At 72.8% G+C, this 10,292-nt stretch carries 11 protein-coding genes; 7 read left to right on the top strand and 4 right to left on the bottom strand.

Annotated elements, in window-relative coordinates:
- Positions 1–84 precede the first annotated feature (84 nt).
- Genes K5S26_RS12365 through K5S26_RS12350 form a run of 4 tightly spaced genes read left to right on the top strand, consistent with a single transcriptional unit; the run spans position 85 to position 3,674 of the window.
- Positions 85–1,029 carry a carbohydrate ABC transporter permease gene (locus K5S26_RS12365; protein WP_221858602.1) on the top strand — a complete coding sequence of 315 codons (945 nt, stop codon included), beginning with the start codon at positions 85–87 and terminating at the stop codon, positions 1,027–1,029.
- Positions 1,026–1,976, top strand: a complete 951-nt coding sequence (locus K5S26_RS12360; protein WP_308122951.1) for a carbohydrate ABC transporter permease — start codon at positions 1,026–1,028, stop codon at positions 1,974–1,976. The genes K5S26_RS12365 and K5S26_RS12360 overlap by 4 nt, the downstream gene beginning before the upstream one ends.
- Positions 1,973–2,902: an ROK family protein gene (locus K5S26_RS12355; RefSeq protein ID WP_221858600.1), complete on the top strand. Its 930-nt coding sequence runs from the start codon at positions 1,973–1,975 to the stop codon at positions 2,900–2,902. The genes K5S26_RS12360 and K5S26_RS12355 overlap by 4 nt, the downstream gene beginning before the upstream one ends.
- Positions 2,895–3,674: a glucosamine-6-phosphate deaminase gene (locus tag K5S26_RS12350; protein ID WP_221858599.1), complete on the top strand. Its 780-nt coding sequence runs from the start codon at positions 2,895–2,897 to the stop codon at positions 3,672–3,674. Before K5S26_RS12355 ends, K5S26_RS12350 begins: the two co-directional genes overlap by 8 nt.
- A gap of 114 nt (positions 3,675–3,788) precedes the next feature.
- On the opposite strand, the gene K5S26_RS12345 is transcribed toward K5S26_RS12350, so the two are convergent.
- The 3 genes from K5S26_RS12345 to K5S26_RS12335 are packed head-to-tail and all read right to left on the bottom strand — an operon-like array spanning position 3,789 to position 6,580.
- A complete protein-coding gene (locus K5S26_RS12345; RefSeq protein WP_221858596.1) occupies positions 3,789–5,153 on the bottom strand; it encodes an FAD-binding oxidoreductase in 1,365 nt (454 codons plus the stop codon).
- Positions 5,150–5,515, bottom strand: coding sequence for a YrdB family protein (locus tag K5S26_RS12340; protein WP_221858594.1), 366 nt, complete (start codon positions 5,513–5,515; stop codon positions 5,150–5,152). The genes K5S26_RS12345 and K5S26_RS12340 overlap by 4 nt, the downstream gene beginning before the upstream one ends.
- Before the next feature lie 51 nt (positions 5,516–5,566).
- Entirely contained in the window at positions 5,567–6,580 is a 1,014-nt protein-coding gene (locus K5S26_RS12335; RefSeq protein WP_221858592.1) for a hypothetical protein, read from the bottom strand.
- A 233-nt stretch (positions 6,581–6,813) separates the two neighbouring features.
- Between K5S26_RS12335 and K5S26_RS12330 the strand changes: the two genes are divergently transcribed.
- Genes K5S26_RS12330 through K5S26_RS12320 form a run of 3 tightly spaced genes read left to right on the top strand, consistent with a single transcriptional unit; the run spans position 6,814 to position 9,115 of the window.
- The gene (locus tag K5S26_RS12330) at positions 6,814–7,134 is read left to right on the top strand and encodes a hypothetical protein (protein ID WP_221858590.1); all 321 of its coding nucleotides are present in this window, start codon (positions 6,814–6,816) and stop codon (positions 7,132–7,134) included.
- A complete protein-coding gene (locus K5S26_RS12325; protein WP_221858588.1) occupies positions 7,131–8,552 on the top strand; it encodes an FAD-dependent oxidoreductase in 1,422 nt (473 codons plus the stop codon). Before K5S26_RS12330 ends, K5S26_RS12325 begins: the two co-directional genes overlap by 4 nt.
- 56 nt (positions 8,553–8,608) lie before the next feature.
- A complete protein-coding gene (locus tag K5S26_RS12320) occupies positions 8,609–9,115 on the top strand; it encodes a hypothetical protein (protein ID WP_221858586.1) in 507 nt (168 codons plus the stop codon).
- A 19-nt stretch (positions 9,116–9,134) separates the two neighbouring features.
- Here the strand turns inward: K5S26_RS12320 and K5S26_RS12315 are convergent, their stop codons facing one another.
- Positions 9,135–10,184, bottom strand: a complete 1,050-nt coding sequence (locus tag K5S26_RS12315; RefSeq protein ID WP_221858584.1) for an ABC transporter substrate-binding protein — start codon at positions 10,182–10,184, stop codon at positions 9,135–9,137.
- Positions 10,185–10,292 lie beyond the last annotated feature (108 nt).

The following is a 10,292-nucleotide window of genomic DNA, read 5'->3' as shown; positions in this document are numbered from 1 at the left end:
GTGCCCCGGTGCCGGGGGGGCCCCCACCCCTGGCCCCGCCCCCGCCGCACCCTCCGGTCATCCCCCCCCAGCAGAAAGCCCCGCATGACAACCCTCACCGCCGCGCGCCCCACCTGGGAGGAGCGCGACCGACGGCGCCGTCGCCGCGACGCGCTCTCGTCGTGGATCCTGCTCGCCCCGTCGATCATCATGATCGGCCTCATGGTGGGCTACCCGGCCGTCCAGATGATCTGGCAGTCGTTCACCGACTACCAGGTGCGCCACAAGATCCAGGGCACCGCCCCCGAGTTCGTCGGCCTCGACAACTACATCAAGATCATCACCCGCAGCGACTTCCCCGAGGTCGTGGCGCGGACGGTCGGCATCATGCTCGTCACCACTGCGCTGATCATGGTCCTCGGCGTACTGATCGCGGTGCTGATGACCAAGATCGGCCGCGGCATGCGGATCACCATGTCGGTCGGGCTGCTGCTGGCATGGGCCATCCCCCCGCTCACCGCCAGCGTCGTGTGGGGCGTCATCTTCGACACCCAGTACGGACTCGTGAACTGGGCCCTGAACTCGATCACGGGAACGAACGCCTGGCACAACCACCCCTGGCTGCTCAACCCGTGGACCTTCTTCATGGTGCTGACGATCATCGTCGTCTGGGGCGCGATCCCGTTCGTGGCGTTCACGACCTACGCGGGGCTCGGCCAGATCCCTCGCGAGACCATCGAGGCCGCCGAGATCGACGGCGCCGGCGGGTGGCAGCGGTTCTGGGGCATCGTGTTCCCCGCCATGCGCCCCGTCCTCGGCGGGCTGCTGATCCTGCAGATCATCTGGAACATGAAGCTGTTCACCCAGGTCTACGCGCTGCAGAGCCGCGGCGGCATCGCGGCGGACACGAACGTGCTGCCCGTCTACCTGTTCCGGCAGGGGATCGGCGAGTTCGGCGCCACCAGCGCCATCGGCATGCTCATCGTGCTGATCATGCTCGCGATCAGCTTCTTCAACATCCGCCAGCTCCTGAAGGACGACGACTCGTGAGCACCACTTTCGTCCCCACCGACGCCACCCGTGCGATCGTCGCCCCGCAGCCCCCCGGGCGCCGATGGAGGCGCCGCGCCGAGCCGGCCGGCCCCACCGGGGTGCGCAGCCGGGGTCTTCGGGCCCTCTTCAACGCGCTGGCCGTGATCGTCTTCCTCGCCAGCGTCTTCCCGGTGTACTGGATGATCAACCTGTCCTTCACCCCGGGCAACCAGATCATCAGCCGCGACGCCTCGCTCGTGCCCCGCGAGCCCACGCTGCTCAACTACGTCACCGCCTGGACGCGACCGGCGGCACCGGGCCAGACCGACTTCCCGAACGCCCTGCGCACCAGCCTCATCATCGTCGCGATCGTCGTGATCTGCGCCCTGCTGTTCGCGTTCCTCGCGTCGATCGCGCTCGCGCGCTTCCGCTTCGTCGGGCGCCGCACCTTCATCGTCGCGATCCTGATCGTCCAGATGATCCCGGGCGAGGGCATGATGTTCACGGTCTACAACCTGATCGACGACCTGCACCTGATGAACACCCTGATCGGGTTGAGTCTCGTCCACACCGCCGCCGTCATCCCGTTCACGGTGTGGACCCTGCGCGGGTTCGTCGCCGGCGTGCCCGCCGAGCTCGAGGAGGCCGCGCAGATCGACGGCTGCTCGAAGCAGGGTGCGTTCTGGCGCATCACGTTCCCGCTGCTGGCCCCCGGCCTGGTCTCGACCGGGATCTTCGCGTTCATGCAGTCGTGGAACGAGTTCACGATGGCGCTGCTGCTGATGAAGGACATGAACCTGACGCTTCCCACCTGGCTCAACTCCTTCCAGTCGGCCACCGAGGCGACCAACTACGGCGCGGTGATGGCGGGCTCCACCCTCATCTGCATCCCCGTCGTGATCTTCTTCCTCATCGTGCAGGGCCGGATGACCGGCGGCCTCGTCTCGGGCGCGGTCAAGGGATGACCGCCGCGCCCCCCGCCGTCCGCGTCGGAGTCGACGTCGGCGGCACGAAGGTCGAGGCCGTCGCGATCGACGCGGCCGGCGGGATCCTCGCGCGCATGCGGCGCGAGACGGTGCGGGGCGAGGCCGGGGTGATCGCCAGCGTCAGCGACGCCGTCGCGCGGGTGGCGGCCGAGCCCGGCGTCGGCCCCGTCGCGGCCGTGGGCATCGGCATCCCGGGACAGATCGTCGGCGCCCGCGTGCGCAACGCGGTCAACCTCGGGATCTCCGACCTCGACCTCGGAGGCGAGGTGACCGCGGCGGTCGGCGCCGCCGTCCACGTGGAGAACGACGTGAACGCGGCAGCGGCCGGGGCGTACGCGATCCGCGGTGCCGTCGGCGCATCGATGGCGTACCTGAACCTCGGCACCGGGATCGCCGCGGGCATCGTGCACGACGGGCGCGTCTGGCCCGGGGCGGGCGGCACAGCCGGCGAGGTCGGTCACGTCTCGATCGACCCGCGCGGCCCCGAGTGCCCCTGCGGGCAGCGGGGCTGCATCGAGACCCTCGCGGGCGGAGGCGCCGTGGCCCGGCGCTGGAGCGGCGACGGCGAGCACCCGGTGCTGGACCTGTTCGACGCGGCCGACGCCGCAGACGGCCGGGCGCTGTCGTTGCGCGGCGACCTCGCCCGTGGAGTGGCGGCCGCCGTGCGGGTGCTCGTCCTCACCGCCGACCCCGCGGTGGTCGTGATCGGCGGCGGCGTCTCGCGGCTCGGCGATCGGCTGCTCGACGTGGTGCGGGGCGAGCTGCGGGCGTCGTCGGAGCGCTCGGCGTTTCTCACCTCGCTGCGGCTTCACGAGAGGATAGAGCTGCTTCCCTCCGACGCGCCGGCCGGCGCGCTCGGAGCCGCCCTGCTCGCCCCCGCCTTCGAAGGAGTCGCCCGTGGCTGAGATCGTGATCGTCCCCGACCGTGCCGCCGCCGGTGCCCTCGTCGCGGAGGAGATCGCCGCGCTGGTCGCCCGCCGCCCGGACGCGGTGCTCGGCCTGGCGACCGGCTCGACGCCCCTGCCGGTGTACGAGGCGCTGCGGGCCCGTCTGTCCGGCGCCGATGTGTCGCGGGTGCGGGGCTTCGCGCTCGACGAGTACGTCGGGCTGGATCCCGCGCACCCCGAGAGCTACCGATCGGTCATCGCGCGCGAGGTCGTCGAGCCGCTGGGGCTGGACCCGGACCGCATCCGGGTGCCGGACGGCACGCTGGAGGGCATCGAGCACCACGGCGCCGACTACGAGGCCGCGATCGCGGAGGCCGGCGGCGTCGACCTGCAGATCCTCGGCGTCGGCACGGACGGTCACATCGGCTTCAACGAACCGGGCTCGTCGTTCGCCTCCCGCACGCGCGTGAAGACCCTCACGGCGCAAACGCGCGAGGACAACGCCCGCTTCTTCGACAGCGTCGACGAGGTGCCCATGCACTGCATCACGCAGGGGCTGGGGACCATCCTCGATGCGCGTCATCTGGTGCTGCTGGCGTTCGGCGAGGGCAAGTCGGAGGCCGTCGCGGGAGCCGTGGAGGGGCCGGTGACCTCGTCGCTGCCTGGTTCGGCCATCCAACTGCACCCGCACGTGACGGTGGTGGTGGACGAGGCGGCCGCCTCCGCCCTGGCCCACGCCGACTACTACCGCTACGCCTACGCGAACAAGCCCGCCTGGCAGGGGCTCTAGGTCACAGCAGGGCGTGGGGGTTTCGACTCGCTTCGCTCGCTCGACCGACAAAGACTCTGCTGGTTGAGCGAGGGAGCTTGCGACGGAGTCGGCACCCCCACGCGTCCCGGTGGCTCAGGCCTCGAACACCTTGCCGGGGTTCAGGATGCCGGCGGGGTCGAACACGCGAGCGATGTCGCGCTGCAGCCGCCACTGGTCGTCGCCGAGCTCGTCGGCCAGCCACCGGCGCTTGAGCAGGCCGATGCCGTGCTCCCCGGTCAGCGTGCCGCCGAGGCGGATGGCGGCGCGGAACAGGTCGTCGGCGGCGTCCCAGATCACCTGCGGCACGTCCTCGCCCTGGAAGACGAAGTTGGGGTGCAGGTTGCCGTCGCCGGCGTGCGCCACGGTCGGGATCTCCACGCCGTGCTCGCGCTCGACGCGGGCGATCTCGTCGAACATCGCCGCCATCTGCGAGCGCGGCACCGAGACGTCCTCGATCAGCGCGTTGCCGAGCGACTCCATGGCCGGATGCATGGCGCGGCGGATCGCGAGCAGGCGCTCGCCCTCGTCGCGGTCATAGGTCGCCGAGACGGTGCCTCCTGCCGCGCTCAGCACCTCGGCGATCGCATCGGCCTCCGTGCGGGCGGCGGGCCCGTCGGTCTGCACCGTCAGCTGCGAGGCGCCGGGCGTCGGCGCCGGCAGGCCGAGCAGGGCGTGGGCCGCCGAGAGGCTGGCGGCGTCCATCAGCTCCATGATCGCGGGCTGGATGCCGGCGGCGGTGACCGCCGAGGAGGCGGCTGCCGCGGCACGCACCGTCGGGAAGGTCGCGGCGATCGTGCACACGTCGCCGGGAACGACCCGGCGCAGCTTGAGCGTCGCGCCGACGATCACACCCAGCGTGCCCTCGGAGCCGATCAGGAGCGAGGTGAGATCGAGGCCGGTGACTCCCTTGACGCTGCGGTGGCCCATGCGCACGAGGCGCCCGTCGGCCAGCACGACGTCCAGCCCCAGCACCGCGTCGCGCACCACGCCGTACTTCGCGCACAGCAGCCCGCCGGCGCCGGTGGCGATGTTGCCGCCCACCGTCGAGATCGCGCGGGAGGCGGGGTCGGGCGCCCACCACAGTCCGTAGGCGGCGAGCTGCGCGTTCAGGTCGGCGTTCACGATGCCCGGCTCGACGACCGCGAGCAGGTCGTCGGGAGACACCTCGAGGATGCGGGTCATGCGCCGCACCGAGAGGGCGATCTCCCCGCCGCCGGCGTTCGCGGCGCCGGCGAGGCCGGTGCCGGCGGCACGGGTGACGACCGGCGTGCCGGTGGCGCTGGCGATCCGCAACGTCGCCTGGACGTGCTCGACGGTCTCGGCGTGGACGACGGCGAGCGGGGCCGCCGACGCGCGGTGGCCCGACTTGTCGGCACGGGCGTCCTCCAGCGCGGCCGGCGAGGTGTCGACCTGCGCGCCGAGCTCGGCGCGCAGGAGGCCCAGCACGTCCCCGGTCATGCCGACAGCCGCCGGCGACCGTGCAGCACGCCGATGGCGACGCTGACAGCGCCGATCGCGAGGCCGATCCAGGGGTGGCCGAAAGCCCACCAGGCGATCGTCGCGGACAGGAAGATCAGCAGCTCGACGAGCACCCGCACGAACGGGTGGACGGCGAACACGGCCTTCGGCGACACGAACAGCGCCCACAGGACGATCGCGAGCAGCGGGGCGCCGATGCCGAGGACGATGCTCCACGGCATGGGCCACGCGAAGAAGCCCCATACCGCCAGGCTCGCGATCGTGACGAGCTCGGTCAGGAACCGCAGCACGTCGAGCACGGTCAGTCTGACGGTGCGCACTCCGGGGACGTCTTCAGGCATGGGCTCCAGTTTAGGCGGGGCGAAGGGCACGCCCGGGGCGTGCCCTTCGTGTCAGAGCCCGCGACCGGCGCCCGGCTCGCCCTCGCCCACATCGGTGGGCGCGTCGCCGGAGAGCACGCGCGCCGCGAGCTCCTCGATCTGCTCGACGTCGGCGTTGAGGCCCGCCTCGGTCAGGCGCTGCTCGAGCACCGACGACACCTCCGACTCGGCGAGCCTGTCGGTGCCGACGTCCGCCTGCGTCTGCACCACGATGCCCTGCACCTGCTGAGCGACGCTGACCTCGTTGAGGTCCTGCCGCGTGCCCGTCTGCAGGCCCGCGCCGCCGGGGCCGACCGCGTCCGGGACCCCGGCGATCGACGGGTCGTCGGAACCGTGCTGCGTAGGCGCATCGTCCGTCGCCTGCGGGGCGGCGCCCGCGTCGCCGGCCGCGTTTCCCGGCGTGGGACGCGAGCGGTCGTCCTCGTCGACGTCCGCACGCTCGGCGGGGTCGACGGGCGGGGCACCGGTGATCGTCGTGTCGCCCGCGTCCTCGCCGGACGCCGGGCCGACGCCCGCGATGTCGTTCTGGCTCGAACGCTCGACATCGGGGCTCGAGGAGCCCTCCACGCTCACGCTGTCCACGGCGCCCGAGTCGGCACCCTCGCGACCGGGCGGCACGGTAGCCCCGTCGCCGGCGGACGCCGGCGTCCCGTCCGACGGTGCTGCCGCGCGCGGGGGGACGCCGGACGGGGTCCCCGCCGAGGCGGCTCCCGGACCGGCCGCGCCGGAGCCCGCGAACTCATCGGTCTCGAGACCGGTCGCCTCGGGTCGGAAGTCGTCGGCGGGGCGCGGCATGGTGTCGACGTTGTCGCCCGGGGTCACGTCACCGGGCCCCGGCGCCGCGCCAGCGGCGCGGTCCGGAGCGACGGCAGCGCCGTCCTCGTCGAGGACCGCGGCGTCCAGATCGTCCGTTCCGCGCTGGGGCAGGTCCTCGGGCGCGAGGTCTCCCTGCCCGTCCTCGCCGACGGCTGCGTCGAGCGGGTCGGTGCCCTGCGTGTCGGGCTCGAGGTTGTCGTGCGTGCTCATGGCGCCTCCCGGTGTCGGATAGCTGTTCTGCAGACATCGTGCGCCGTCGCCGAGGCCACCTGAACGGGGTTGACGCGAGCGAATCGGCCCCTTAGGGAACAGGTCGTCGGACCGCTCTCCACCCCGCGACGAGTGTCCGTGCCCCCGGCGTACCCGCGGGGTATCGAGGTGTCAAGCCCCTGGCCCCGCGCCGCCCTCCGGGCGATCCTCGGATAGGAGGTGGTGAAGCCACTATGGATACCTATCACCAGCTCGAGCTCGTCCCCCTCGGCGAAGGGGCCTGGCGCGTCTGCGACCGCAGCGTCGCGGCCTCGGACGCCGCGAGCGTGATCGCGTACGTGGAGCAGGTTCCGACGGACGGCGACGGCGAGCTGAGCTACGAGGCCGTGTGGGTGCGATGCACCCGCGGCACGACGCGTCACACATCGATCCAGAGCGTCCTGGCGATGGCGACCGACCTGATCGCGGCGGACATCTCGATGGGCGCGACGAAGCCCAAGCCGATCGCGCACTTCCCGCCCGGCGGACGTCCGCTCGCTCCGCTGGCCGGATGACATCTCTCTGGCACGGCACCGCTCCTCTCATCGAGGTGGATGCCGCCCTGCCCCCGCACGCCGACGTCGTCGTCGCGGGGGCCGGGCTCGCCGGCCTGGCGACGGCCGCTCTGCTCTCCCGGGCGGGACTGCGGGTGGCCGTGCTGGAGGCGCGCGAGGTCGGTGCCGTCGCGACCGGCAACACGACGGCGAAGCTGAGCCTGCTGCAGGGCTCGGTCTACTCCGGGCTGCTCTCGCACGCGGGGCGCGACGCGCTCGAGGCGTACGTCGATGCGAACCGGGCCGCGCAGGAGTGGGTGCGGGCGGAGCTGGACGGCGACCACGAGTCCCTGGAGCGTCGCGACGCGTTCACCTACGCCACGACGGCGGCGGGAGCGCGCGCCGTCGACGAGGAGGCGGAGGCGCTCGCCGCGGTGGGCGTGGACGTCGACGCGCTCGCGGCGGGACAGGACGCCGGGCTGCCGTACGAGACCACCCGCGCGATCCGCATGCGCGACCAGTGGCAGATCCACCCGATGCGCCTCCTGGCCCGGTTGGCGGCGTCCGTGCGCGATCACGGCGGCGTCGTCGTGCCGGACTGCCGCGTGCACGGGGTGGAGGTGGAGGACGCGAGCGTGGTCGTCCGCACCTCCCACGGCGAGCTTGACGCGGACCGTCTCGTCGTCGCGACCGGCTCCCCGGCGATCGACAGGGCCGGGTTCTTCGCCCGCCTGGCGCCGTCGCGTTCGCTCGTCGGCGCCTACCGCGTGCCCGGAGCGGTGCCGCGCGGGATGTACGTGTCACTCGACCCCGACGGCAGGTCGCTGCGCACCGCACGGTCCGCGGACGGCGGAGAGCTGCTGCTGGTCGGCGGCGAGGCGTTCACCCCGGGCCGCGAGCGCGAGACCGACCGGCTGCTGCGCGAGCTCGACGACTGGACGGTCTCGGTGTTCCCCGGCGCGGAGCGGACGACATGGTGGGCGGCGCAGGACTACCGCACCGTCAGCCGGGTGCCGTTCGCCGGTGTGATGCCGGGCACAGACGATCGGGTGCTCGCCGCGACGGGCTTCAACAAGTGGGGGATGACGAACGCCGTGGCCGCAGGCCTGGCGATCGCCGGCGACCTGACCGGCGCGCGTGTTCCGTGGGCCGACGCGTTGCGCTCGCCGCATCTGAACGTGCGCGACGCGGCGGAGTTCGTGTCGGCTCAGGCGGCGGTCGCCGGATCCGCCGTCTCGGGGCTCGTCCGTCACGGACCGCGGCCGGTCGCGGAGGCCGAGGGATGCCGGGTCTCGGGCGTCTGCACGCATCTCGGTGGCGCGCTCGAGTGGAATCCGCTCGAGCGCTCCTGGGACTGCCCGCTGCACGGCTCGCGCTTCGCCCCCGACGGCTCCGTGCTCGAGGGGCCCGCCGTGGAGCCGCTCAAGGCCGTCGGCTGAGCCGCGGCCGTGCGGAGGCGGGCGTCCACCCAGCCGAGCCCGGCGAGAATGGACCCATGAGCAGCACGCCCGAGCGATCCATCGACCATGCCAAGGAGGGCCGGGCGATCCGCTTCGGCACGATCGACGAGGCGCTGGTGCGCTACGGGACGCCGGTGGGCAACCTCGAGCTCGTGCGCGGCCTCGCCGCGGCGGTCGGGCCGGCGGCGCTGATCGGCTTCCGCACGTACTTCAAGATCGAGCGCAGCGGCGGCGGCCCCGCGCTCGAGGTGCACGACGGATACACGACGGGGTTCCGTTCGGAGGCCGACGCGCAGCGCCTGGCCGGAGACCGGCCGCGCTGGGAGAGCCGCCGCTTCCGCGGGGCGTGGGGAGTCACCCACCCCGAGACGCGCCATCGGCCCCTGGCGGACAGACCCAAGCGTGCGAGCACGTCACGCTCGTCGGCCCCGCGGGCGGCCGCTGCTCCTCGATCCGGCGCCTCGGAACCGCGCGAGGGCCAGGTCTGCATGACGTGCTTCATGCAGATGCCGCTGACCGGGGTCTGCCCCAACTGCGGCTGACCCCGGCGGGCAGGTCGGGTCAGCCGACGGCGTCGGAGAGGATGTCGGCGATGTCGTCGACGCCCCAGCGCAGGCCGAGCGGTGTCGCCGTGGCGTACGCCAGACTCAGCTCGGGGTCCGCGATGCGCGCGACCCTGCCCTGCGACACGGGCTCCCACGACGCGAACGCGGGATGCGCCTCGAGCGCGGCGGACCACTCGTCGTCGGTGCCGGATCCGACGAACAGGTCCGGTCGCAGCGGGATCAGCTGCTCGAGGCTGACGAGATAGCTGCTGCCGCCGCCGGCGCCCTCCTCGAGCTCGCCGAGGCCGTCCGCAGGGACGAGGCCGAGCGCCTCGAGCGTCTGCACCCGCGGATCGGTGGAGCCGAAGACGACCACTTGCCCGTCGTCGCCCGGCGTGAACGCGTGGACGAAGCTCACACCGCTCAGGGTCGGGTGCTCCGCGGCGGCGTCGCTCAGGGCGGTCGCCAGATCGTCTTTGATCTGCTCGGCCGCGTCGGGGCGGCCGAGCGCCTCGCCGATGATGTCGACGTGATCGTCGACGGACACCGACCAGGGATCCTCCGGGTACGCCACCGTCGGCGCGATCTCGGTCAGCCGCGCGTACTCCTCCTCCGTGATGCCGGAGTTGACCGCCAGGATCAGGTCCGGGTCCTGGGACAGCACGTACTCGAGGTCGACCTCGCCGCGCTCCAGAGAGGCGTTCACCTCCGGAAGCGGACCCCCGAGCGCATCGGCCGCCTCCTCGAACCACGGGTAGTAGTCGCCTTCGACGGCCCCGGCGGCCACGCCCTGCGCGACCGGGATCGTGCCGAGGTCGACGACGATGTCGGCGCCCGCCCACCCGATCACGACCACGCGCTCCGGCTGCTCGTCGATCTCGGTCTCGCCGTACGCGTGAGGGATCGCGACGGGGTACGCGCCCTCCTCCGCGTCGGCGAACACGCGCTGGTCGGCCGACGCTGCGGCGTCCGCATCGGACTCGGCGGCGCAGGCGGTCAGGAAGAGGGGGAGGGCGAGAGCGGAGGCGAGGGCGATGCTCGCCCCGCGGCGACGACGTTCGGGCATGCGGGAGTCCTTCGGGAGACGGCAGGGTAGGTGAGGTGAGCCTTACCTCGCCTGCAACCGTAGAACGGGCGACTGTCGCGATCCGGACGTCAACTGTCGCGTCGAGGC

This window comes from Microbacterium marinilacus, from assembly GCF_019753765.1.
GTDB classification, from domain to species: Bacteria; Actinomycetota; Actinomycetes; order Actinomycetales; family Microbacteriaceae; genus Microbacterium; species Microbacterium marinilacus.
The sequence above is the reverse complement of the archived record's forward strand: the minus strand, read 5'-3'. Positions and strand labels throughout refer to the sequence as shown.

Excerpts from the sequence above, each read along its gene's own strand:
- K5S26_RS12345 (WP_221858596.1), bottom strand. The coding sequence starts at position 5,153 with ATGACCGGGGACGTGCTGGGCCTCCTGCGCGCCGAGCTCGGCGCGCAG.
- K5S26_RS12320 (WP_221858586.1), top strand. The coding sequence starts at position 8,609 with ATGAGCAGCACGCCCGAGCGATCCATCGACCATGCCAAGGAGGGCCGG.
- K5S26_RS12365 (WP_221858602.1), top strand. The coding sequence starts at position 85 with ATGACAACCCTCACCGCCGCGCGCCCCACCTGGGAGGAGCGCGACCGA.
- K5S26_RS12340 (WP_221858594.1), bottom strand. The coding sequence starts at position 5,515 with ATGCCTGAAGACGTCCCCGGAGTGCGCACCGTCAGACTGACCGTGCTC.
- K5S26_RS12330 (WP_221858590.1), top strand. The coding sequence starts at position 6,814 with ATGGATACCTATCACCAGCTCGAGCTCGTCCCCCTCGGCGAAGGGGCC.
- K5S26_RS12355 (WP_221858600.1), top strand. The coding sequence starts at position 1,973 with ATGACCGCCGCGCCCCCCGCCGTCCGCGTCGGAGTCGACGTCGGCGGC.
- K5S26_RS12335 (WP_221858592.1), bottom strand. The coding sequence starts at position 6,580 with ATGAGCACGCACGACAACCTCGAGCCCGACACGCAGGGCACCGACCCG.
- K5S26_RS12325 (WP_221858588.1), top strand. The coding sequence starts at position 7,131 with ATGACATCTCTCTGGCACGGCACCGCTCCTCTCATCGAGGTGGATGCC.
- K5S26_RS12315 (WP_221858584.1), bottom strand. The coding sequence starts at position 10,184 with ATGCCCGAACGTCGTCGCCGCGGGGCGAGCATCGCCCTCGCCTCCGCT.